General features: G+C 72.7%; 22 protein-coding genes. 4 read left to right on the plus strand and 18 right to left on the minus strand.

Going from position 1 to position 23,417, the window contains the following annotated elements:
- Positions 1 to 89: 89 nt before the first annotated feature.
- From htpX to ASD06_RS08870, 12 genes are all read right to left on the minus strand, one after another.
- Entirely contained in the window at positions 90 to 959 is an 870-nt protein-coding gene (gene htpX, locus ASD06_RS08815) for a zinc metalloprotease HtpX (RefSeq protein WP_056675882.1), read from the minus strand.
- A 180-nt stretch (positions 960 to 1,139) separates the two neighbouring features.
- Positions 1,140 to 2,639: an NADH-quinone oxidoreductase subunit N gene (locus tag ASD06_RS08820; RefSeq protein WP_056675885.1), complete on the minus strand. Its 1,500-nt coding sequence runs from the start codon at positions 2,637 to 2,639 to the stop codon at positions 1,140 to 1,142.
- Positions 2,639 to 4,195 (minus strand): NuoM family protein, encoded by a 1,557-nt coding sequence (locus ASD06_RS08825; protein WP_056675888.1) that lies wholly within the window; start codon positions 4,193 to 4,195, stop codon positions 2,639 to 2,641. Before ASD06_RS08825 ends, ASD06_RS08820 begins: the two co-directional genes overlap by 1 nt.
- Positions 4,192 to 6,090, minus strand: coding sequence for an NADH-quinone oxidoreductase subunit L (locus tag ASD06_RS08830; protein ID WP_056675892.1), 1,899 nt, complete (start codon positions 6,088 to 6,090; stop codon positions 4,192 to 4,194). Before ASD06_RS08830 ends, ASD06_RS08825 begins: the two co-directional genes overlap by 4 nt.
- Positions 6,087 to 6,410 (minus strand): NADH-quinone oxidoreductase subunit NuoK, encoded by a 324-nt coding sequence (nuoK, locus tag ASD06_RS08835; RefSeq protein WP_255354484.1) that lies wholly within the window; start codon positions 6,408 to 6,410, stop codon positions 6,087 to 6,089. The genes ASD06_RS08830 and nuoK overlap by 4 nt, the downstream gene beginning before the upstream one ends.
- Positions 6,407 to 6,916, minus strand: a complete 510-nt coding sequence (locus ASD06_RS08840; RefSeq protein WP_056675896.1) for an NADH-quinone oxidoreductase subunit J — start codon at positions 6,914 to 6,916, stop codon at positions 6,407 to 6,409. The genes nuoK and ASD06_RS08840 overlap by 4 nt, the downstream gene beginning before the upstream one ends.
- Entirely contained in the window at positions 6,913 to 7,518 is a 606-nt protein-coding gene (locus ASD06_RS08845) for an NADH-quinone oxidoreductase subunit I (RefSeq protein WP_056675899.1), read from the minus strand. Before ASD06_RS08845 ends, ASD06_RS08840 begins: the two co-directional genes overlap by 4 nt.
- Positions 7,515 to 8,474, minus strand: a complete 960-nt coding sequence (gene nuoH, locus ASD06_RS08850) for an NADH-quinone oxidoreductase subunit NuoH (protein ID WP_056676426.1) — start codon at positions 8,472 to 8,474, stop codon at positions 7,515 to 7,517. Before nuoH ends, ASD06_RS08845 begins: the two co-directional genes overlap by 4 nt.
- Entirely contained in the window at positions 8,467 to 9,210 is a 744-nt protein-coding gene (locus ASD06_RS08855; RefSeq protein ID WP_200941979.1) for an NADH-quinone oxidoreductase subunit C, read from the minus strand. The genes nuoH and ASD06_RS08855 overlap by 8 nt, the downstream gene beginning before the upstream one ends.
- Positions 9,207 to 9,812, minus strand: coding sequence for an NADH-quinone oxidoreductase subunit B family protein (locus tag ASD06_RS08860; RefSeq protein ID WP_056675901.1), 606 nt, complete (start codon positions 9,810 to 9,812; stop codon positions 9,207 to 9,209). Before ASD06_RS08860 ends, ASD06_RS08855 begins: the two co-directional genes overlap by 4 nt.
- 106 nt (positions 9,813 to 9,918) lie before the next feature.
- Positions 9,919 to 10,416: a hypothetical protein gene (locus ASD06_RS08865; protein WP_157371602.1), complete on the minus strand. Its 498-nt coding sequence runs from the start codon at positions 10,414 to 10,416 to the stop codon at positions 9,919 to 9,921.
- A gap of 92 nt (positions 10,417 to 10,508) precedes the next feature.
- Positions 10,509 to 10,877, minus strand: coding sequence for an NADH-quinone oxidoreductase subunit A (locus ASD06_RS08870; RefSeq protein ID WP_056675907.1), 369 nt, complete (start codon positions 10,875 to 10,877; stop codon positions 10,509 to 10,511).
- 68 nt (positions 10,878 to 10,945) lie between these two features.
- On the opposite strand from ASD06_RS08870, the gene heR reads away from it, so the two are divergent.
- Positions 10,946 to 11,704, plus strand: coding sequence for a heliorhodopsin HeR (gene heR / locus ASD06_RS08875; RefSeq protein ID WP_056675910.1), 759 nt, complete (start codon positions 10,946 to 10,948; stop codon positions 11,702 to 11,704).
- A 30-nt stretch (positions 11,705 to 11,734) separates the two neighbouring features.
- Here heR and ASD06_RS08880 read toward each other — a convergent pair whose 3' ends face one another.
- Complete coding sequence (locus ASD06_RS08880) at positions 11,735 to 12,667, minus strand: sensor histidine kinase (RefSeq protein ID WP_056675913.1); 933 nt, start codon at positions 12,665 to 12,667, stop codon at positions 11,735 to 11,737.
- Between the two features lie 161 nt (positions 12,668 to 12,828).
- Between ASD06_RS08880 and ASD06_RS08885 the strand changes: the two genes are divergently transcribed.
- Genes ASD06_RS08885 through rarD form a run of 3 tightly spaced genes read left to right on the plus strand, consistent with a single transcriptional unit; the run spans position 12,829 to position 16,783 of the window.
- On the plus strand, positions 12,829 to 14,754 hold the full coding sequence (locus tag ASD06_RS08885; protein WP_056675916.1) for a 2-oxoacid:acceptor oxidoreductase subunit alpha: 1,926 nt from the start codon (positions 12,829 to 12,831) through the stop codon (positions 14,752 to 14,754).
- Positions 14,751 to 15,830, plus strand: coding sequence for a 2-oxoacid:ferredoxin oxidoreductase subunit beta (locus ASD06_RS08890; protein ID WP_056675920.1), 1,080 nt, complete (start codon positions 14,751 to 14,753; stop codon positions 15,828 to 15,830). Before ASD06_RS08885 ends, ASD06_RS08890 begins: the two co-directional genes overlap by 4 nt.
- Positions 15,827 to 16,783: an EamA family transporter RarD gene (gene rarD / locus ASD06_RS08895; protein WP_056675923.1), complete on the plus strand. Its 957-nt coding sequence runs from the start codon at positions 15,827 to 15,829 to the stop codon at positions 16,781 to 16,783. Before ASD06_RS08890 ends, rarD begins: the two co-directional genes overlap by 4 nt.
- Here the strand turns inward: rarD and ASD06_RS19625 are convergent.
- The 5 genes from ASD06_RS19625 to nuoL form a co-directional block, all read right to left on the minus strand.
- The gene (locus ASD06_RS19625; RefSeq protein ID WP_056675926.1) at positions 16,780 to 17,043 is read right to left on the minus strand and encodes a LysR family transcriptional regulator; all 264 of its coding nucleotides are present in this window, start codon (positions 17,041 to 17,043) and stop codon (positions 16,780 to 16,782) included. The genes rarD and ASD06_RS19625 overlap by 4 nt on opposite strands.
- Positions 17,044 to 17,286: 243 nt before the next feature.
- A complete protein-coding gene (locus ASD06_RS08905; RefSeq protein WP_056675930.1) occupies positions 17,287 to 18,312 on the minus strand; it encodes a polyprenyl synthetase family protein in 1,026 nt (341 codons plus the stop codon).
- 7 nt (positions 18,313 to 18,319) lie between these two features.
- Positions 18,320 to 19,879, minus strand: coding sequence for an NADH-quinone oxidoreductase subunit NuoN (gene nuoN, locus ASD06_RS08910; RefSeq protein WP_056675933.1), 1,560 nt, complete (start codon positions 19,877 to 19,879; stop codon positions 18,320 to 18,322).
- Positions 19,876 to 21,408: an NADH-quinone oxidoreductase subunit M gene (locus ASD06_RS08915; protein ID WP_056676430.1), complete on the minus strand. Its 1,533-nt coding sequence runs from the start codon at positions 21,406 to 21,408 to the stop codon at positions 19,876 to 19,878. The genes nuoN and ASD06_RS08915 overlap by 4 nt, the downstream gene beginning before the upstream one ends.
- A gap of 70 nt (positions 21,409 to 21,478) precedes the next feature.
- Positions 21,479 to 23,416 (minus strand): NADH-quinone oxidoreductase subunit L, encoded by a 1,938-nt coding sequence (gene nuoL / locus ASD06_RS08920; protein ID WP_056675934.1) that lies wholly within the window; start codon positions 23,414 to 23,416, stop codon positions 21,479 to 21,481.
- Between the last annotated feature and the right edge of the window lies 1 nt (position 23,417).

Raw genomic sequence — 23,417 nt, forward strand, 5'->3', positions numbered from 1 at the left:
CACGTTACCTAGGTGACACTCCGCTTCCCGAGGGTTGCAACCCTCGGCAAGCGGAGTGTCGCCCACTGAACGTGATCAACGGGGGAAGGTCAGCGGCGGTAGCCGGCCATGGACTCCAGCCGCGCGATGCGCTCGGCCATCGGCGGGTGGGTGCTGAAGAGCTTGCTGAAGCCGTCGCCGCGGAACGGGTTGGCGATGAACAGGTGGCTGGAGTTCACCAGCTCGCGGTCGGGCGGCAGGGGCAGCTGGCGGGTGCCGGACTCGAGCTTGCGCAGCGCCGACGCCAGGGCCAGCGGGTCGCTCGTGAGGTTGGCGCCGTCCTCGTCGGCGTCGTACTCGCGGGTGCGGCTGATGGCCATCTGGATCACGACGGCGGCGAGCGGGGCGGCGAGCGCGATGAGCAGCATGGCGATGGGGTTGGGGCGGTCCTCGTCGCTGCCGCCGAAGCCGCCACCGAAGAACAGGCCGATCTGCGCGACGGAGGTGATCACGCCGCCGATCGCCGCGGCGACGGACGAGGTGAGGATGTCGCGGTTGTAGACGTGCATCAGCTCGTGGCCGAGCACGCCGCGCAGCTCGCGCTCGTCGAGGATCGCCAGGATGCCCTCGGTGGCGCAGACGGCGGCGTTGCGCGGGTTGCGGCCGGTGGCGAAGGCGTTGGGCGCCATGGTCGGCGAGACGTACAGGCGCGGCATCGGCTGCTGGGCGCGCGTCGACAGCTCGCGCACGATGCGGTACATCGCCGGCTGCTCGGCCTCGCTCACCGGGCGCGCGTGCATGGCGCGGATCGCGATCTTGTCGCTGTTCCAGTAGCCGTAGGCGGTCATCGCCAGGCCGAACAGCGCGAAAGCCCAGATGAACCGGCCGCCCGCGATCACCCCACCGACGAGCAGCAGCAGGCCGAAGATGCCGCCGAGCAGCGCCGCGGTCTTGAGCCCGTTGAAGTGCTGGTGGCCCATGTCGTCCTTCCGAGTGCAGTCGCCGGCGCACCGTGCGCGGCTGTGGGTGGAACGCACGGACCGGCGTCCAACGTTCCCGGCGGCCGGACGGCGTCCCGAGCCTGGCACGGGATGCCAGCACTCCATGCGGCGTCCGGGCCGCGTGAAGTGCTGGGGACCTACTTCACGTGATCACCGGGGTCAGTGCAGCGGGGCGCCGGCGAGCAGGCCGATGAGCCCCTCGGGCAGCACCGACAGCGCCACACACCCGGCGGCCGCCAGCGACAGCGCGAGCCGGGCGCTGAGGGGCGTGGGCGGTGCCTCGGGGACGACCTCGCCGTCAACGCGCGGTGAGAACACCTGCACCGCCCAGCGCAGGTAGACCGCGACGCCGAGCACGACGTTGACCACGGCGAACCCGACCAGCCACCACGCCTCGGCGCCCACCACCGGCACGATCGCCACGACCTTCGCCACGAGCCCCATGACCCCCGGCGGCAGGCCCGCGAGGCAGACGAGCGCGAAGGCGAGCACCAGCGCGAGCGCCGGCTGCTCGCGCCAGAGGCCGGCGTACGCCGTCAGCCGGTGGCGCTCGCCGTCGCGGTGCACCCGGGCGGTGCGCGCCACGACGGCGAAGGCCGTGACCGTCGCGGTCACGTAGGCCAGCAGGTAGGCGACGGACGCCGACACCGCGCCGGGCACCCGGCCGTGCCCCACGGCCCCGGCCAGCGGCAGCAGCACCCACCCGGCCTGCGCGACGGTCGACCAGGCGAGCAGCCGGACGGCGCCGTCCTGGCGCAGCGCCACGAGGTTGCCGACGGTCATGGTGAGCACGGCCAGCACACCGACCGGCGCGGCCCACACGGTGCTGCGCTCGGGTGCCCCGACCGCCAGCACCACGACGACGGCAGTGAGCCCGGCCGCCTTCGACACCGTCGACAGGAAGGCCGCCACGGGCAGCGGCGCGCCGGCGTAGGTGTCGGGCGTCCACAGGTGGAACGGCACGAGCGAGAGCTTGAAGGCGGCGCCGGCCACGACGAGCGCCAGGCCCAGCCCGTGCACGACTGCGAGGTCACCGAGCTGCTCGGACACCGGCGCACCCAGGTACAGCGACCCTGTCGAGGCGTAGAGCAGCGCCACGCCGAGCGTCAGCAGGCCGAACGACAGCACCGCCGTGAGCAGCAGCTTGACGCCGGCCTCGGCGCCGCGCGAGTCGCGGCGCAGGGCCACGAGCCCCACCAGCGGCAGCGACGCCGTCTCGAGCGCGACGGTGAAGGTGGCCAGGTCGCGCGCCGCCGCGAGCGCTGCCGCTCCCGCCGTCGCGGTGAGCACGAGCACGAGCAGCTCGGCCAGGGGCCGCGCCGTCCGGTCGACGTCCGGCCAGCCGGTGCGCAGGTCGGCCAGGGCGAGCAGCAGCGTCACCAGCGCGCTCACGAGCACGACGAGCTGCAGCGCGAAGCTGAGGTGGCTCGCCACCCAGCCGCACGAGCCTGCCGCCGCGCAGAAGGTGCGCCGCGTGCCGGACGCGAGCGGCACCAGCGTCACGAGCCCCGCCAGCAGGCTCGCGACGCCGATCCCGCCGAGCACCCGCGGCGCGCGCCCGCGTCCCAGCACCGCGTCGACCGCCAGGACGACGACCGCTCCGCCCGCAGGCAGCAGCGAGGGCGCGACGGCGAGCCAGTCGACCGCGGGGACGCCCATCAGATCGTCCCCCTCGCGACCGCGAGGAGCGCCTGAACGGCCGGCTCGGTGAGCCGCAGCACCAGCCACGGGAACAGCCCGAGCGCCACCGTCAGCACCACGAGCGGCGCACCCACCCACAGCTCCACCGCGCTGGCGTCGCTCGGGTCGCCGGGGTCGCCGGCGTCCGCACCGCCCGTAGCCGCGGGGACGCCGTGCCACACCGTGCGCAGCACGCGCAGCAGGTAGGCCGCGGCGAGCGCCGTCCCCACCGCCGCCACGACCGCGAGCACCCGCCAGTACGTCACCGACCCACCCGAGAAGCCTTGCCACGCACCGAAGATCGCGAGCAGCTCACCCCAGAACCCGGCCAGCCCGGGAAGCCCGAGACCGGCGATGCAGCCGACGGCGAGCAGCGCGCCGAGCCGCGGGCGGCTGTCGCGCAGACCGGCGCCGATGCGGGCGAGCAGGCCGCTGCCGGTGCGGTCCTTCAGCCCACCGGCGACGAGGAAGAGCAGTGCGGTGATGATGCCGTGTGCCACGTTGGCGAACAGCGCGCCCTGCAGCCCCTGAGGCGTGCCGGTGGCGATGCCGAGCGTCACGAACCCCATGTGCGACACCGACGAGTACGCCACCAGCCGCTTGAGGTCGCGCTCGACGAGGCACACCAGCGCACCCCAGACGATCCCGACGACACCGAACGCCGCGAGATAGGGAGCGACGACCGAGAACCCTTGCGGCACCACGGGGACGACGATCCGCACCATGCCGTAGCTGCCCATCTTCAGCAGCACTCCGGCCAGCAGCACCGAGCCGACCGTGGGCGCGGTCGTGTGCGCGGCCGGAAGCCACGTGTGCAGCGGCCACACCGGCACCTTCACCGCCAGACCGCCGAGCAGGAGGGCCGCCGCCACCACCTGGGCCGTGCGGCCCATGCCGTCGCCGTGCGCGGAGGCGAGCGCCACGAGGTCGCTCGTGCCGGCGTCGAGCGCCACGACCAGCAACCCCAGCAGCATCACGGCCGATCCGAGCGCGGTGTAGAGCACGAAGCGGGCTGCGGCGTCGCGCCGGGCTGCGGCGTCGTGCGGGTCGCCCCACCACCGCACGATCGCCCACATCGGGATCAGCACCGTCTCGAAGGCGAGGAAGAACACGATCAGGTCGGCGGCGGTGAAGGTCGCGAGCGCGCCGCCCTCGACGGCGAGCAGCGCCGCGACGAGCGAGCGGGTCGACGGCGTGAGCCCCGGGTCAGTAGCCGGTGGGCGGCGCGCGACGTGCAGCGTGACCGCCAGGCCGAGCCCGGCGGTGAGCAGCACGAGCGGCACGCTGATGCCATCGAGCACCAGGTGCAGCCGCACCCCGAGCGTGGGCACCCACGGCACGTCGATCTCGAGCGCCGGGCCGGCAGCGCGCCAGGGCGCGGAGGCCAGCGTGAGCACGGCCGCGAGTGCCGTGATCGCGCTGGCGACCACCCCGACGGTGGGGGCGACGTCCTCACCCAGCCGGCGCGGCGCGAGCATCAGCACGAGCGCGCTGACCAGCGGCAGCCCGACCAGCAGCACGAGCAGGGCGCTCATCGCAGCCCCACCCCGACGAGGGCGGCGACGACGCCGCCGGCGACCACCCAGGTGAGGTACCCGGTGGGGTTGCCGGTCTGCGTGCGGCGCAGCACGAGCCCCGCCCAGCGGCTGAGCGTGGCCGGGGCGCGGACGTACGCGTCGACGACGTCGCGGTCACCGGCCGTCAGCAGCCGGGCCAGGGCGCGCGCCGGCCGCACCACCACGACGTGCTGGGCTCGGTCGATGCCGAAGCCGGACGCCAGCACCCGTTGCGCCGCAACGGGTAGCAGCGCGGCCGGATCGCCCGAGCGTCGGGCCACCGCCAGTGCCCCGCCGGCCCCGAGCAGGGCGAGCACCGCGCCGAGCACCGCCGTCGCGATGCCGACGTGCACCTGGCCGGGCGCCGCCGGACCGATCAGCAGCAGCCCCCCGGCCACGGCCGGCACGGCGAGCACCACCAGGGGCACGGTCATGGCGCGGGGCACCGGCGTCACGGGCACCGCCCCCTCGGCCGCGGCCACCTCGGCTCCGGCGTCCTCGACGTCCGCCATCTCGGCGTGGGCCTCGCGCGGCGTCTCGCGCACGACGAGCCACCACGTGCGGCCGCAGTAGGCGGCGGTGACCAGACCGGTGAGCAGCCCGACGACGAGCACGAGCCAGGCCGTCCACGCCCAGCCGCCGTGCGTCGCCTCCTCGGCCGCGCCGAGCACGGCCTCCTTCGACCAGTAGCCCGACAGCGGCGGCACGCCGGCCAGCGAGGCCAGCCCGACGGTGAACAGCCCGGCGACGGCCGGCGCGCGCCGGCCGGCTCCGGCGAGGTCACCGAGGGCGGTGCTGTGCACCTGGTGCGCCAGCGCGCCGGCCGAAAGGAACAGCAGGGCCTTGAAGCCCGCGTGCGACAGCAGGTGCACCACCGACGACGCCGGCCCGAGCGCCACCGGGACGACGGCCAGCGCGGCGAGCAGGTAGGCGACCTGGCTGATCGTCGACCACGCGAGCACGCGCTTGAGGTCGGTCTGCACGAGGGCCACCAGCGCCGCGCCGAGCATCGTCACGGCCGTCACCACCGCCAGCGTCGCGCGGGCAGCGGGGGCGTGGCCGAGCAGCGGCAGCAGCCGGGCCAGCACCACGCCGCCCGCCGCGACCATCGTCGCCGCGTGGATCAGCGCCGACACCGGCGTCGGGCCCTCCATGGCGTCGGGGAGCCAGGTGTGCAGCGGGAACTGCGCCGACTTGCCGATGACACCGACGATCAGCAGCAGGGCGGCAGCAGTGAGCGTCGGCGTGCCCACCGCCTGCAGCGCGGCCGGCTCGAGCAGGGTGCTGAGACGCGTGGTGCCGCCCGCGACCCACAGCACCACGATGCCGATCACGAACGCGACGTCACCGACCCGCGTCACCAGGAACGCCTTCACGGCCGCGGCGCGCGCCGCCTCGCGCTCGCTCTCGTGACCCACCAGGAGGTACGAGCACAGGCCCATCGCCTCCCAGCCGATGAGCAGCAGCACGAGGTCGTCCGCGTGCACCACCAGCATCATCGCCGCGGTGAACAGCGACACCGTCGCGGCGAACGCGCGGTAGCGCGGGTCCGCGGCCTGGTAGGCGGTCGAGTACAGCTGCACGCACAGCGCGACGACGGCCACCATCACCGCGACCACCGCGCTGAGGTCGTCGGCCCGCAGGTCGAGGTGCACGACACCGCCACCGGTGGGCACCGAGCCGAGGAGCGCCACGCGCCGCACGTCGCCGGCGAGCGCCAGCTCGGCCAGCGCGGCGACGAGCGCGACCGCGGTGCCCGCCAGCGCCACCCCGGCCGCCGCGCGACGTCCGTGCCGGGGGACGAAGCTGCCGGCCAGCGCCGCCAGCAGCGGCGCGAGCACGGCGACCCGCGCGGCCCAGGCCAGGGCGCTCACGGGACGTCCACGCGCTCGGCGAGGTCGCGGGCGCGCTGCAGGTCGACGTCGCCGCGGCGGCGGAACAGCAGCAGCACCGCCGCGAGCGCCACGCCCACCTCGGCCGCCGCCACCGTGATGACGAACAGGGTGAGCACCTGCCCGCCGTGCAGCCGGTCGGCGTACGCCACGTCGAAGGTCACGAGCAGCAGGTTGGCGGCGTTGAGGATCAGCTCGATGCCGATCAGCACCAGCACCGCGTTGCGTCGGGCCAGCACGCCGTAGACGCCACAGCCCGCGAGCACCGCCGCCAGGAGCAGCGGGGAGGCGAGGTGGATCACCGCTCACCCCGCTCACGCGAGAGCAGGAGGGCCGACACGAGCGCGGCCAGCAACAGCAGCGAGAGCACCTCGAACGGCAGCGCCCACGCACCGAAGAGCGAGCGGGCGAGCGGCTCGGCCGCGGCGCGACCCTCGTCGACGGCCACCGCGCGCCCACCGACGGCCAGCACCAGCGTCGTGCCCAGCAGGGCCGCGACGGCGCCACCCGCCGCAGCGGCAGCGACGCGCTGGGGCCAGCGGGCGTCGAGATCCGCAGACCGCCCGATCGGTGCGCGCGTGAGCATGAGCGCGAACAGCACCAGGACGACGATCGCGCCGACGTACACCAGCACCTGCACGAGCGCGACGACCTCGGCGCCCAGCACGAGGTAGCACCCGGCGAGCGCACCCAGCGCGGTCACCAGCCACAGGGCCGCGTGCACCACCTGGCGCGAGCTGACGGCGAGCAGGCCCGCCGCCGCCGTCAGCACCCCCAGGGCGACGAACAGGACGTCGCGCGCGCTCACGCCTGCTCCCCCGGCGGCGGCGCGGCGCCGCCGTCCGCGCCACCCGCCGGCGGGCGCACCGGACGACGCGGGCGCGCCGGGCGCAGGGCCGCCGCCACCTCCTTGGGCTCGGCGGCGCCGGCCTCCGGGCCGGGCGGGGGCGGCACAGTGGCGAACCACTGCGACAGCCGCTCCTTGTCGTGCAGCAGGTCCTTGATGTCGAGCTCGGCGTACTCGAACTCCGGGCTCCACTCGAGCGCGTCGAACGGGCAGACCTCGACGCAGATGCCGCAGTACATGCAGAGCGAGAAGTCGATGTCGAAGCGGTCGAGCACGTTGCGCTGGCGCTCGCGGCCGCCCTCAGTGGCCGCGGGCAGCGTCTCCTTGTGCGAGTCGATGTAGATGCACCAGTCGGGGCACTCGCGCGCGCAGAGCATGCAGACGGTGCAGTTCTCCTGCACCAGCGCGATGACGCCCCGGCTGCGCGGCGGCAGCGACGGCTCGACGTCCGGGTACTCGGCGGTGTGGCTCGGCGTCGTGAGGTTCTTGGCCGTGACCGCGAGGCCCTTGATGAGTCCGGGCAGGCCGGGCTTGCCGGGTTTGGGCTGAGGTCGGTCGCTCACGAGATCATCACCACCACGAGTCCGGTGAGCGCCAGCTGAGCCAGCGCCAGGGGGACGAGCACCTTCCAGGCCAACGCCTGCAGCTGGTCCTCGCGCAGGCGCGGCCACGCCACGCGCACCCAGATGACGAGGACGGCGACGGCGCCGGTCTTCAGCAGCGTCCAGAGCCAGCCGAGCGCGTCGCTGAACGGGCCGTGCCAGCCGCCGAGGAACAGCACCGCGGTGAGCGCCGAGAGCACGACGATGCCGGCGTACTCGCTCAGCAGGAAGAACGCGAAGCGCAGGCCGGTGTACTCGGTGTACGGGCCGAACACGATCTCGGAGTCGGCCACCGGCATGTCGAACGGCGGGCGCTGCAGCTCGGCGACGCCCGCGACGAGGAAGCAGAGGAGGGCCGGCGCCTGCCACACCAGCCACCACGGGCGCCACGCCTCGCCGATGCCGACGAGTGACAGCGTTCCGGCGGCCATCGCGACGCTGCTGGCGGCCAGCACGATCGGCAGCTCGTACGACAGCAGCTGCGCGGCCGCGCGCAGTCCGCCGAGCAGCGCGTACTTGTTGGCGCTGCTCCAGCCGGCCATCAGCGTGCCGAGCACGCCCACCGCGCTGGCGGCCAGGACGAAGAGCAACCCGGCGTCCAGCTCGGCCCCGACCACGCCGGGCGCGAGCGGGATCGCGACCATGGCCACGAGGTAGGGCACGAGCGCGACCGCGGGCGCTAGCCGGAAGACCCGCCGGTCGGCAGCCGCCGGCGTGACGTCCTCCTTCTGCATGAACTTCACGCCGTCCGCGACCAGCTGGGCCCAGCCGTGGAAGCCGCCCGCGTACATCGGCCCGAGCCGGCCCTGCATGTGCGCCATGACCTTGTGCTCGGTCTGGCCGACCAGCAGCGGCAGGGTGAGGAACGCCGCGAGCACCGCGACGACGCGCACCACCACCTCGAGGGCGTCAGCCATCGCCGGGTCCGTCGCCGGGTCCATCGCCGGGTCCATCGTCGGGTCCGTCGCCGGGCTGGGCCGCACCCTGGACGGCGGCGCCGGGCTCGCGCGGCCCCCACTCGGCGTCCGGAACGCCGGGAGGCAGCATCTTGCGGCGCGACGGCGAGGCGGCCGTGTCGCTCTCGCCGGGCTCCTTGGCGCCCGGCCACGGCTTGCTCGCACGGGCGGCCAGCACGAACGACTTGCGCAGCGGCGTGCCCTCGAAGCCGTCCGGCAGCAGCAACGGGCGCAGGCCCAACGGCTCGCCGTCGAGCGTGCGCTGGCCGTCGTCGAAGCCGGCGAAGTCGAGGCCGAACATCTCGTGGGTCTCGCGCTCGTGCCAGGCGGCGCCGGGCCAGACGTCGGTGACGCTCGCGAGCACCGGGTCGTCGGCCGGCACGCGGGTGCGCAGTAGCAGCCGCACCAGGCCCGCGCTGTCGCCGATGCCGTCGCCACCGGACTGCGACACGACGAGGTGCGCGACGACGTCCACGGACGCCGGGTCGGCCGCCGGCTCGTCGACACCGCTCAGCCAGTCGAAGAAGTCGAGGCCCAAAGAGTCACGGGCGGCCAGCATCGCGTCGTGCCACTGCTCGCGAGGGACGTCGACGCACACGACGCCGTTCGCGTCCTCGGCCGCGAGCTCGCCGTCGAAGCCCATGGCGCTGCCGAGGCGGCGGGCGACCAGATCGGGCTCACCGATCGCGGCGGTCATGCGTCGGCCCCGGCGGGACGCACCGCACCGCCGTCGTCCGGGCTGACGAGCGGCCGCGTCACCTGCGCCGCCGACACCGGACGCCGGCGCCGGGCGATCGACTCGCCGGTCACGGACTCAGCGGCGATCTTCTCCTGCAGCCGCAATATCCCCTGCAGCAGCGCCTCGGGCCGCGGTGGGCAGCCGGGAACGTAGACGTCGGCGGGGATGATCTGGTCGACGCCCTTGGTGACGCAGTAGGAGTCCCAGTACGGTCCGCCGGAGTTGCTGCACGCGCCGAAGGAGATGACGTACTTCGGCTCCGGCATCTGCTCGTAGAGCCGCCGGATCGCCGGCGCCATCTTGTCGGTGACCGTGCCGCTCACGATCATCAGATCGGCCTGCCGCGGACCGGGCGCGAAGGGGATCACGCCGAGGCGGATGAAGTCGTGCCGCGCCATCGAAGCCGCGATGAACTCGATCGCGCAGCAGGCCAGGCCGAAGTTGAACACCCACAGGCTGTAGCGCCGTCCCCAGTTCAGCACCAGCCGCAGCGGGCGCGGGGCGGCCTCGGCGAGCGCGCCCACACGGGGAGCCGGGAGGTCGACAGCCACGGCCGCCACCCTACTGCGCACGCCACCCTCCCCCACCCATCCGCGGGGCCTCCCCGGTGATCGCGTGAAGTGGGCGCGCCAGCACTTCACGCGGCGTCGACGCCGCGTGAAGTGCTCAGACGCCGTGCAAAGTACGGCGCGGCGTCCCGCGGGAGGTCGGCGCACCACTCCAGCTCGCCAAGGCGTCCGGACGACGGCGCGACGCCCGCAGCAGCAGCCCGAGCGCCACGACCATCGGAGCCGACCAGAGCGCGAACCCCCAGCCGAACGACACCAGCAGCACGTGGAACACGATCGCCGCCACCAGCCCGACCTCGCGGGCACGCGGCCCGAGCAGCACCAGCACGCCCACGGTCGCCTCGAAGGCCACCAGCAGACCGATGAACAGGTGGTGGTGCGGCACGACGAGCGAGGCCCACGTGTCACGCACGAAGCCGATCGTCGAGCCGCTCGCGAAGGTCGCGTAGTCGTCCCCCCGCATCAGGTACGCCGCGTTCACCAGCGCACCGGCCAGCACGAACAGCCCCGCGACCGCCACGAGACCCACCTGCAGCGCCCGCACGCTGCGGCGCGCGCGCACCGCCGCGGCCACGATCACGACTCCGAAGGACACCCACATCACCGGCACGGGTGACCACCTCCAGCAACCACCTCGAGCGTGCGCTCACCCGCCGTGCGAACGGCAGGGCCCGACGTCCCGCCGGATCAGACCCAGCGCAGCAGGCCGCGGCGCCAGGCGTGCGCCAACCCGACCGCCAGCACGCCGAGGAACACGCCCATCTCGGCGAGGGTCCGCCAGCCGAAGCCGGGAAGCCGGATCACCGTCGCCCACGGCAGCAGGTACATCGCGTCCACCGCGAACACCACGTAGAGGTAGGCGTAGAGGTAGTAGCGCACGTTGGTCTGCGCCCAGCCCTCGCCGACGGGGTCGACCCCGCACTCGTACGTCATGAGCTTGGCGGCCGTGGGCGCCGCGGGGCGCAGCAGGCGCGTGCCCTGCGTGCCGGCCAGGAACAGCGCGATGCCGGTCAGGACGACGATCCCGACCACGGCGTACGGCGGCAGCTGGCCCACGCTCGCAGCCTAGCCGCGAGTTCCTCGGTCTGGGTCCCTCGCCACCGCCCACGCGCGATGATCGGTGCATGGGCACCGAGACCGAGCAGCGCGACCTGCGGTCGCTGCGCCGGTGGAACCTCGCGCTCACGGCGCTGCACCTCGGCCAGGCGGCGGCGGTGCTGCTGCTCGCGAAGGACTTCGCAGTCACCGTCACGCGGTCGCTGCCCGCCGGGCCACCAGGGACACCGGCAGGTGCACCCGAGCCGCTGTTCGACGTGCCGGTCGGCCCGGCCGTCGCGGTGTTCCTGGGCCTCGCGGCGCTCGACCACCTGCTGACGGCCACCGTGTTCAGACGGACCTACGAGACCGAACTGGCCGCCGGCATCAACCGCTTCCGGTGGGCCGAGTACTCCGTCAGCGCCACGCTCATGGTGGTGCTCATCGCGCTCTACACCGGCATCGACGGGATCTCCGCGCTCATCGGGATCGCCGCCGCCAACGTCGCCATGATCCTGTTCGGCTGGCTGCAGGAGGCCATGAACCCGCCGAGCACGCAGCGGGTGACGATGCTGCCGTTCTGGTTCGGCTGCATCGCGGGCGCGGCCCCGTGGCTCGCGATCGGCTACAACCTCGTCGCCGCCGACCAGGTGCCCGGCTTCGTCGTCGGGATCTTCGTGTCGCTCTTCGTCTTCTTCAACAGCTTCGCGCTCAACCAGTGGCTGCAGTACCGCAAGGTCGGGGGGTGGCGGCGGTACCTCGTGGGCGAGAAGGCCTATCTGGTGCTCAGCCTGGTGGCCAAGTCAGCCCTGGCCTGGCAGATCTTCGCCGGGTCGCTGGCGGCCTGACGCCGGCCGAGGGGGCGTGACGCGGCTCGGCTAGAGCCAGGTGTAGGTGCGGACGACGGTGCCGGCGTCCCCCGAACGCACCTGCACCAGGTCGCAGAGCTGGTTGGCCATCCACACGCCACGGCCGCCCTCGTCGCTGGGCTGCGGCGCGCGCCGCCCGACGAGCAGGTCGGTGATGCACCCGCAGTCGCTCACCTCGCACACGAGCGCGTCCGGCTCGCACCACGTGCGCAGCAGGCCCTGCCCGCCACCGTGGCGCAGGCTGTTGGTCGCCAGCTCAGTGAGGGCCAGCACGACGTCGTCCACGCGGTCGTGGCTCAGGCTCAGCGCCGCGGCGTGCTCGCGCACTGCCTGACGCACGCGCCCGAGGTCGTGGTCACCGAAGGGCAGCTCGCGCACCGGCGCGGTGGGCTCGTCGAGCGCGCCGCCGAAGACGTCCTGCAGCTCGATGAGCCCCGCGTACACCGGGCTCCCCCGCAGCTGGCCACGCTCGACGTACGTCGGGTGGCTGCGCTGCACCGCGAGCGCCACCGGCTCACCCAGCGCCTCCACGTCGTACGGGCAGACCAGCCAGAGGGGCGTCTCGGGCGGCACCGCGACGTTGAGCAGCGTCTCGTGCAGGTGGCACTCCTCGATCTCGGCGCGCCGACGCCCGGCCCACACCGGCTCACCGACGCCGCGCACGGCCTGGCCGGGGAAGCGGTCGAGGTAGGACTGCCACGCGGGGATGATCCGCGCGGGGTTGTGGCCGAGCTCGACCATGTCGACGAAGTGGATGCCGGCCCCGCCCGCGGGCAGCGCGGAACGCACGAGGTCGAGCCGGTCGGGCGGGGCCGCCACCATGGCCGGCTGGCCGTGGGCCAGGGCATCGGTGAGGAACGGCACCGTGCCGGCGAGGTAGTCGGCGTCGTCCCGGTAGAGCAGTGCCTCGTGCCGGTAGCCGTCGTGCGTCGTCGTGGTCACCCCTTGGTCAAACTCGCCTAGAGGGTACTCGGTGTGCCGCCGCAGACCAGCGCCGCGCCCCGGGTGGCGTGAGCGCCTGCGTCCAGATGGCGGCCGGCGGGTCATGCGCCCAGCACACGACCTACGATGGCGTAGGTAGCGAAGACCTCGACAACAGGGCGATGACGGCGCAGATGAAGCACCCCACGAGCGGCAAGGCCGTCCGCAAGCTGGACCGCGTGGTGATCCGATTCGCCGGTGACTCCGGCGACGGCATGCAGCTGACGGGCGACCGCTTCACGTCCGAGACCGCGGCGCTCGGCAACGACCTGTCGACGCTGCCCAACTTCCCCGCCGAGATCCGCGCGCCGCAGGGCACGCTGCCGGGCGTCTCGAGCTTCCAGCTGCACTTCGCCGACCACGACGTCATGACGCCGGGCGACGCACCGGACGTGCTCGTCGCGATGAACCCCGCCGCCCTGAAGGCCAACCTGCGCGACCTGCCCCGCGGCGCGACCGTGATCGTCGACACCGACGAGTTCAGCAAGCGCAACCTCGCCAAGGTCGGCTACACCACGAGCCCCCTGGACGACGACACGCTCGCGTCGTACCACCTGCACCCGCTGCCGCTCACCTCCATCACGGTCGAGGCGCTGGCCGACTTCGAGCTGACCCGCAAGGAGAAGGAGCGGGCGAAGAACATGTTCGCCCTCGGCCTGCTGTCGTGGCTGTACGACCGGCCCACCGACACCACCGAGGCGTTCCTGCACGCCAAGTTCGCGGCGAAGCCCGAGATCCTGAAGGCCAACCTCGCCGCGCTGCACGCGGGGTGGAACTACGGCGAGACCACCGAGGACTTCGCGGTGCGCTACTCGATCGCTCCCGCCCCGATGGCGCCCGGCACCTACCGCAACATCACCGGCAACATCGCCCTGGCCTACGGCCTCGTCGTCGGCGCGCACCTCGCCGGGCGGCCGCTGGTGCTGGGCTCGTACCCGATCACGCCGGCGTCCGACGTCCTGCACACGCTGTCGGGCCTCAAGCGCTTCGGCGTCACGACGCTGCAGGCCGAGGACGAGATCGCCGGCATCGGGGCGGCGCTCGGCGCGTCGTTCGGCGGGGCCGTGGGCGTCACCAGCACGTCCGGCCCCGGCGTCGCCCTGAAGTCGGAGACCATCGGGCTGGCTGTCTCGCTCGAGCTGCCGCTCGTCATCTGCGACATCCAGCGCGGCGGCCCATCGACCGGTCTGCCCACCAAGACCGAGCAGAGCGACCTGCTGCAGGCGATGTTCGGCCGCAACGGCGAGGCGCCGGTGCCGATCGTCGCGGCCAGCTCACCGGCCGACTGCTTCGACGCCGCGGTCGAGGCCGTGCGCATCGCCACGACCTACCGCACGCCCGTGTTCTTGCTGTCGGACGGCTACCTCGCCAACGGGTCCGAGCCGTGGCGGGTGCCGCAGCTGGAGGCGCTGCCGGCCATGGACGTCGAGCTGGCCAGCGCGCCGAACGCCGTCGACGACGCCGGTGAGCCGGTGTTCCGCCCCTACCTGCGCGACCCCGAGACGCTCGCCCGCCCGTGGGCGGTGCCGGGCACGGCCGGTCTCGAGCACCGCATCGGCGGCATCGAGAAGGCCGACGTCACGGGCAACATCAGCTACGACCCCGACAACCACGACCACATGGTGCGGCTGCGCCAGGCCAAGGTCGACGGCGTCGCACGGTCGGTGCCGCCGCTGGTCGTCGACGACCCCGAGGACGCCGAGGGCCGCGGCGCCGACGTGCTCGTGCTCGGGTGGGGCTCGACGTTCGGGCCGATCAGCGCGGCGGTGCGCGACGTGCGGGCCGCCGGTGGCCGGGTCGCCCAAGCGCACCTGCGGCACCTGAACCCGTTCCCCGCCAACACCGGTGAGGTGCTGCGCGCGTACCGCCAGGTGATCGTGCCCGAGATGAACCTCGGGCAGCTGTCGATGCTGCTGCGCGCGAAGTACCTCGTCGACGTCACCGGCTACAACCAGGTGCGCGGCCTGCCGTTCACCACCACCGAGCTCGCCGAGGTCATCTCCGCGGCGAGCGGAGCACCCGTCATCGCCCAGGAGGTGCGCTCATGACCATCGACCTCGGCATGCCCTCCGGGCTGGCTGACGTCCCCCGGCTGCCCGACGGCGCCGCGCCGCAGACCAAGAAGCAGTTCACCTCCGACCAGGAGGTGCGCTGGTGCCCGGGCTGCGGTGACTACGCGGTGCTCGCGACGATGCAGGGCTTCTTGCCCGAGCTGGGCCTGCGCCGGGAGAACATCGTGTTCATCTCCGGCATCGGCTGCTCGAGCCGCTTCCCGTACTACATGAACACCTACGGGATGCACTCGATCCACGGGCGCGCGCCGGCCATCGCCACCGGGCTCGCGGTCTCGCGCCCTGACCTGTCGATCTGGGTCGTCACCGGCGATGGTGACGCGCTCTCCATCGGCGGCAACCACCTCGTGCACGCGCTGCGGCGCAACGTGAACCTCAAGATCCTGCTGTTCAACAACCGGATCTACGGGCTCACCAAGGGGCAGTACTCGCCGACGTCCGAGACGGGCAAGGTCACCAAGTCGACGCCCGCCGGGTCGGTCGACAACCCCTTCAACCCGGTGTCGCTGGCCCTCGGCGCCGAGGCGACCTTCGTGGCCCGCACGCTCGACTCCGACCGCAAGCACCTCACCGAGGTGCTGCGTGCCGCGGCCGAGCACCGCGGCACCGCACTCGTCGAGATCTACCAGAACTGCCCGATCTTCAACGACGGGGCGTTCGACGTCCTCAAGGACCGCGACCAGGCGCAGGCCCGGCTGCTGCGGCTGCAGCACGGCGAGCCGCTCACCCTCGGGGAGGGCGACGAGGCCCGCGTGGTGGTGCGCGAGGCCGACGGCTCGCTGGCCGTGGTGCCGGCGTCCGACGGGCGCCCCGCGCTGGTGCACGACGCGCACGCCGCTGACCCCTCGCTCGCGTTCGCGCTGTCGCGCCTGGACTCCCCCGACATGACGCACGTGCCGGTCGGCGTCTTCCGCGACGTCGAGCGCCCGACGTACGACGACCTCGTGCGCGCGCAGGTGACGACCGCCAGCGCCGACGGCCCGCCTACCACCGAGGCCCTGCAGTCACTCATCGCGGGCAACGACACCTGGACGGTCGGCGGGGGCGCGTGAGCGCCTCTGACGACGACGCCGAGGCACGCGAGCTGCGGCGCGGCACCGTCTACGGCGCCGGCGCCTACCTGCTGTGGGGCGCGTTCCCGCTGTACTTCCGCGCGCTGAAGCCGGCCGGTGCGGTCGAGATCGTCGTGCACCGCGTGGCCTGGTCGCTCGTGGTGTGCCTGCTGCTGCTCGCCGCGACCCGGCAGGTGGCGTGGGTGCGGCCGCTGTTGCGCGCACCCCGCCAGCTGGCGACGCTCGCCGTGGCCGCGCTGTGCATCGCGCTCAACTGGGGTATCTACGTCTACGCCGTGAACTCCGGGCACGTCGTCGAGGCGGCGCTCGGCTACTTCATCAACCCACTGGTCACCGTGCTGTTCGGGGTGCTGGTGCTGCGCGAGCGGCTCAGCCGGCCGCAGTGGGTGGCTGTGGGCCTCGGAGCGGTCGCGGTCGTCGTCCTCACCGCGGGGTACGGGCGGCCGCCGTGGATCGCGCTGTCGCTCGCGGCGTCGTTCGCGACGTACGGGCTCATGAAGAAGCGCGTGGGCGTGAACGTCGGTGCCGTCGCGAGCCTCACCACCGAGACGGCGCTGCTCTTCCCGCTGGCCGCCGCGGCGCTGGTGTGGCTCGAGGTGACGGGGCGCGGCACCATGACCGTCGACGCCCCCTGGCACGGGCTGCTGCTCGCCTCCACCGGCGTGGCCACGGCGCTGCCGCTGCTGCTGTTCGCGGCCTCGGCTCGGCGCGTGCCGCTCGTGACGATCGGTCTGCTGCAGTTCGTCACGCCGGTGCTGCAGCTGCTCGTGGGCGTGCTGCTGCTCGGCGAGAGCGTGCCGCTCTCGCGGTGGGTGGGCTTCGCGATCGTGTGGTCGGCCCTGGTGGTGCTCACCGTCGACTCGGTGCAGGCGTCGCGACGACGGCGCAGCCGCGCCCTCGTCGCGACCACCGTGCCGGAGCAGGCGCCCTAGCCGACGGGGCGCCGCGCGGTGGCGGCGAGCTCGTCGGCCACCGTGAGCAGGATCCGTGCGTAGGGCAGCACGGCCGCACCGGTGTCGGTGAGCTGCACCCCCTGCGGGCCGCGCTCGAACAGCCGGCACCCCAGCCGGCGTTCGAGCGACTGGATCCGTTGGCTCAGCCCCGGCTGGGAGTAGCCCAGCACCGGCGCCGCCTCAGAGATCGACCCGATCTCCGACACCCGCACGAACGCGCTCAACAACGTGACGTCCACCCTCGAGCCCCTCCTGCCACGCCCACGCTCCGCGCCCCACGGCGTGCCGGACGATCTTCTCGCAGGCTGGTGGCCACCGTCAACCACACTCCTGGCCCCTGTGGACGCCGCCCCTAGGCTCTCCCCCCGCCCGTTGATCCGGTTCCCGAGGGGACACGCCGCTTGTCGAGGGTTGCACCCCTCGACAAGCGGCGTGTCACCCACTTGACGTGATCAACGGGAAGGGCCGCGCAGGGGGGTGGGTCAGGCGGTGCGCTCGACGACGCCGTCGGCCAGCGTGGCCAGGGCCGCCTTGACCGGGCTGTCGGGCAGCGGCTCGAGCGCCTGCCGGGCGGCCTCGGCCCACTCGCGCGTCTGCGCCCGCGCCCGCTCCATGGCCGGGTGACGGCGCAGCAGCTCGAGCGCCTCGGCGTGCCGGACGTCGTCGGTGAGGTCACCGTCGAGCAGCTCGCGCAGGCGCGCGTCGGCCGGGTCGTCGGACTCGCGGGCGAACAGCACCGGCAGCGTGGCCACGCCCTCGCGCAGGTCGGTGCCCGGCGTCTTGCCCGACTGCTCGGCCTGGGACGACAGGTCGATGAGGTCGTCGGCCAGCTGGAAGGCGACACCGATGCGCTCGCCGTACTGGCGCATGACTTCGGTGGTGGCCTCGTCGCAGCCGGAGAACCACGCACCGAAGCGACCCGCGGTCGCGATGAGCACTCCGGTCTTCTCGGCGAGCACCGCGAGGTAGTGCTCGACGGGGTCCTGGCCCTCGGCCGGTCCGACCGTCTCGCGGATCTGGCCCGAGCACAACGTCTCGAACGTCATGGCCTGCACGCGCACCGCGTCGGCGCCGAGATCCGACACCACCTGCGAGGCCCGCGCGAAGAGCAGGTCGCCGGTGAGGATCGCCACCGTGTTGCCCCACCGGGCGTTGGCTGACTGCGAGCCCCGGCGCATGAGCGCCTCGTCCATGACGTCGTCGTGGTAGAGGGAGGCCAGGTGGGTCAGCTCGACGACCACGGCCGCCTTGACGACGTCGTCCGAGACCTTGCCCGCCTGCGGGCCGACCTGCGAGGCGAGCAGCGTCAGCAACGGCCGGAACCGCTTGCCACCCGCCCCGAGCAGGTGCCCCGCCGTCGTGGCGATGTAGTTGTCGACGTGACCGACCGACTCGCGCAGCCCCTGCTCGACCCGCGCCATGCCGTCGGTGACGGCGGCCCCGAGGTCGGCGTCGTCGAGCAGCAGCCCGAAGGCCTCGGCTCCACTGGCGCTCGTGAGGTCGGTCATGGCGTCGTCAAGGCAGGAACAGAGCCGAGCGGCTCGCCAGGTCGAGGAGCGGGCCGGGCAGGACGCCCAGCAGGATCGTCATGAGCGCGCCGATGCCGATCGCGATCGTGGTGAAGGCGCTCGGCGCCGCCACGAGGGTGCCTTCGGAGTCCGGCGCCGGCGCCGAGAAGTACATCAGCACGATGACGCGGACGTAGAAGAACGCCGCGATCGCGCTCGAGATCACACCGACCACCGCCAGCCAGGTGCCGCCGTTCGCGATCGCCGCCGAGAACACCGCGAACTTGCTGGTGAAACCCGACGTCAACGGGATGCCCGCGAAGGCGAGCAGGAACAGCGTGAAGACGCCGGCCAGCAGCGGCGAGCGGCGCGCCAGGCCGGCCCACTGCGACAGGTGCGTCGCCTCGCCGGCGCTGTCGCGCACCAGCGTGACGACGGCGAAGGCGCCGATCGTGGTGAAGCCGTACGCCGCCAGGTAGAACAGCGTGCCCGCGATGCCGGCGCGGTCGAAGGCCAGCACGCCGGTGAGCACGAAGCCCGCGTGCGCGATGGACGAGTAGGCCAGCAGGCGCTTGATGTCGGTCTGGGTGATGGCCAGGACGGAACCGACCACCATCGTGATGATGGCGACACCCCACACGATCGGCTGCCAGTCCCAGCGCGCCGCGCTCACCGCGACGTAGAACACGCGCAGCATCGCGCCGAAGGCCGCGACCTTGGTGCACGCGGCCATGAAGCCGGTGACCGGGGTGGGAGCACCCTGGTAGGCGTCCGGCGTCCAGGCGTGGAACGGGACGGCGCCGACCTTGAACAGCAGCCCGATCGCCACCATCGCGATGCCGATCAGCAGCATCGCGTCGGCGTTGGTGCGGGTGCCGATCGCCTGGGCGATGTCACCGAGGTAGAGCGAGCCCGAGAAGCCGAACAGCAGCGCCGCTCCGAACAGGAAGAACGCCGACGAGAACGACCCGAGCAGGAAGTACTTGAGCGCGCCCTCCTGCGACAGCAGCCGGCGACGGCGGGCCAGGCCGGTGAGCAGGTACAGCGGCAGCGACAGCACCTCGAGCGCGACGAACAGGGTCAGCAGGTCGCCCGCGGCCGGGAAGAGCATCATGCCCGCCACGGAGAACAGCGTCAGCGGGAAGACCTCGGTCTGCACCCAGCCGGCGCGGGCGGTGGCCGCCTCGTACGCCGAGCCGGGCACGCTCGCCCCCTGCGAGGTGAAGGCGTCGCCCTCGTTGCCCGCGAACCGCTCAGCCATCGTGAGCACCGCGAGGATCGCCAGCACCAGGATCGTGCCCTGCAAGAACAGCGCCGGACCGTCGATGACCACCGCTCGGGCCAGCGTGCTCGCCTTGGTGTGGTCGCTGGCCAGCACGACGGCGATGAAGGCCGCGATCAGGCCGACCAGCGTGACGCTGACCTGGCTCGCGTAGCGCCAGCGCCGCGGGACGAACGCCTCGACCAGGACGCCGACCAGCGCCGTCCCGAGGACGATCAGCATCGGCGCCACCAGGTGGTAGCTGACCGACGGTGCCGTGACGTCCGCCGTCACCAGCGCGCTCACTTGGAGGTCCCTTCAGCTGCAGGGGCGACCCGCGGCGCGGGGTCGGTGACCCCCACCTGGGTCATGGTCTTCTTCACGGCCGGGTCGACGACGTCGAGCACGAGCTTGGGGAAGACACCGAGCCCGATGATCGCGACGATCAGCGGCGCCACGACCCACGCCTCGCGTGCCCCGAGGTCGCGAGTCCCCGTGACGGTCTCGGGGCGCGGGCCGGTCATCATGCGCTGGTACATCAGCAGGATGTAGAGCGCGGCCAGGATGATGCCCACGGTGGCCACGACACCGGCCGCCGGGTACCGGCTGAACGTGCCCACCAGCACCAGGAACTCGCTGACGAAGCTCGACAGGCCCGGCAGCGCCAGGCTCGACATGCCGGCCAGGAGGAACACTCCCGCGATGAGCGGGGTGACCCGCTGCCAGCCGCCGTAGTCGGGGATCCGACGCGAGCCACGCCGTCGGATCAGCATGGCCGCCACGAGGAACAGCGCCGCGGTGGAGAAGCCGTGGTTGACCATGTACAGCGTCGAGCCGCTCTGGCCGGGCGAGGTCATGGCGAAGATGCCGAGCACGATGAAGCCGAAGTGCGACACCGACGTGTAGGCGATCAGCCGCAGCAGGTCGGTCTGCCCGATCGCGAGCAGCGCGCCGTAGATGATCGACACCAGCGCCAGCACGATGACGACCGGCGTCGCCCAGCGCGAGGCGTCTGGGAACAGCGGCAGGCAGAAGCGGATCATGCCGAAGGTGCCGACCTTGTCGAGCACGCCCACGAGCAGCACGGACACCGGCGCGGGAGCCTCGGCCGCAGCGTCGGGCAGCCAGGTGTGCACGGGGAACATCGGGGCCTTCACCGCGAAGGCGAAGAAGAAGGCCAGGAACATCAGCCGCTCGGCACCCACCCCCATGTCGAGGCCGGTGAGCTTGCTGAGCAGGAAGCCGTCCGCGCCCCCGGGGCCGGCGAAGTAGAGCGCGATGACGCCGACGAGCATCACCAGACCGCCGGCGAGGGAGTAGAGCAGGAACTTCACCGCTGCGTACTGGCGCTGCGCCCCGCCGAAGGACCCGATCAGGAAGTAGACCGGGATCAGCATCGCCTCGAAGAAGACGTAGAACAAGAACACGTCGGTGGCCGCGAAGACGCCGACCATCATCGTCTCGAGCACGAGGAAAAGCGCGAAGTAGTTCTGCTCGCGCCGCCCGACCTCGGGCACGTCGTGCCAGGCGGCCAGGATGCACACCGGCGTCAGGACGACGGCGAGCGCCACGAGCACCAGCGCGATGCCGTCGACGCCGACCGCGTAGCTCACGCCGAACTGCGGGATCCAGCGGTGGTGCTCGGTGAACTGGAACTGCGGGCCGCCGGCCTCGAAGCGCAGGGCCATGGCGATGGTCAGCACCAGCGGCACGAGTGACACCGCGAGGGCGACCTGCTTGGCCCGCCCGGCCAGTCCACGCGGCAGCAGGGCCACGACCACCGCGCCGACGAGCGGCACGGCGCCGATCACCGTCAGCCAGGGGAAGTTCTGCATCATCGGTCCGTTCCGCGTCGCGGGTGGTCAGGGCAGCTGAGGTCAGTCACCGGGTCGGTCACCGGGGCGCTCACCGGATCACCGCCAGCGCGGCCAGCACGACGACGACGCCGGCCAGCATGCTGAGGGCGTACGAGCGCACGAAGCCGTTCTGCCAGCGACGCAGCCGGGCCGACGTCCCGCCGATGAGTGCGGCGAAGCCGCCCACGGCGCCGTCGACGCCCTTGTTGTCGACGAACACCAGCGAGCGGGTCAGGTGCTGGCCCGGGCGCATGAGCACGGCCTCGTTGACGTCGTCCTGCAGCAGGTCGCGGCGGGCCGCGCGGGTGAGCAGCGAGCCGGTCGGCGCCACGAGGGGCACCTGGGCGCGCCAGTACTGCATCCAGGCCAGCGCGATGCCGATCACCACGAGCAGCAGGGTGAGCACCATGAGCACCGGGACGGCGATCACCGGCTCGCCCTCGGCGTGCTCGCCGACGACCGGCGCCAGCCAGTTGGTGATGAGGTTCGTCGGACCCAGGATCAGGCCGAGGAAGGCCGAGCCGACCGCCAGCACCATCATGGGCACGGTCATGAGCAGCGGGGACTCGTGCGGGTGGACGTCGTCCTCCCACCGCCGCTTGCCCTGGAAGGTCATGAAGAACAGGCGCGACATGTAGAACGCCGTGATCCCGGCGCCGATGAGCGCGGCCAGGCCGAAGACCCACGGCCGCCAGCCCTCGCCGATGAACGCGGCCTCGATGATCTTGTCCTTGCTCCAGAAGCCGGCGAACGGCGGGACGCCCAGGATCGCGAGCCACCCGAGCCCGAAGGTGATCCAGGTGATCTTCATGACGCCGGACAGGCCGCCGAACCGGCGCATGTCGACGCGGTCGTTCATACCGTGCATGACCGACCCGGCCCCGAGGAACATGCCGGCCTTGAAGAAGCCGTGCGTGAGCAGGTGGAAGATCGCGAACGCGTAGCCGATCGGGCCGAGGCCGGCAGCCAGCATCATGTAGCCGATCTGGCTCATGGTGGAGGCGGCGAGAGCCTTCTTGATGTCGTCCTTCGCGCAGCCGACGATCGCACCGAACAGCAGCGTGATCGCGCCCACGATGACGACCACCAGCTGCGCGGTGGGCGCGAGGTCGAAGATCGGGTGCGAGCGCACGACGAGGTAGACGCCGGCGGTGACCATCGTGGCCGCGTGGATGAGCGCCGAGACCGGCGTCGGGCCGGCCATGGCGTCACCGAGCCAGGACTGCAAGGGGAACTGCGCCGACTTGCCGCACGCTCCGAGCAGCAGCATCAGGCCGATGGCGGTGAGCGCACCCTCGGACGCGCCGCTCGCGCCCGCGAACACCGAGCGGAAGTCGACCCCGCCGAACTGCACGAACATGATCATGATCGCGACGGACAGGCCGAAGTCGCCGACCCGGTTGGCCACGAACGCCTTCTTGCCGGCGGCCGCGTACGCGGAGTTCTGGTACCAGAAGCCGATGAGCAGGTACGACGCCAGGCCGACGCCCTCCCAGCCGACGTACAGCAGCAGGTAGCTGTCAGCCAGCACCAGCAGCAGCATCGAGGCCACGAAGAGGTTGAGGTAGCCGAAGAAGCGCCGCCGGTCGGCGTCGTGCTCCATGTACGCGATCGAGTACACGTGGATCAGCGAGCCGACGAACGTCACGAGCAGGACGAAGGCCATCGACAGCGGGTCGAGAAGCAGCCCGGCGTCGACCTTGAACGACCCCGCGGGCACCCAGGTGAACAGGTGCTGACCCACCGCGCGCTCGCCGGAGCCCTTGCCGACCATGGCGAAGAACAGCAGCGCCGCGACGACGAACGCGGCCCACGAGGCGGCGGTGCCGAGCAGGTGGCCGAAGCGGTCGGTGCGCCGGCCGCCGAAGAGCAGCACCACGGCGCCGAGCAGCGGCAGCCCGATCAGCAGCCAGGTCAGGGAGAAGACGCCCGACGCTGCGGCGACCTGCGACGTGCCCTCGGCCGCGAGGAGCGATGTGGTGGTCATC

The sequence above is a fragment of the Angustibacter sp. Root456 genome (assembly GCF_001426435.1).
Classification (GTDB): domain Bacteria; phylum Actinomycetota; class Actinomycetes; order Actinomycetales; family Angustibacteraceae; genus Angustibacter.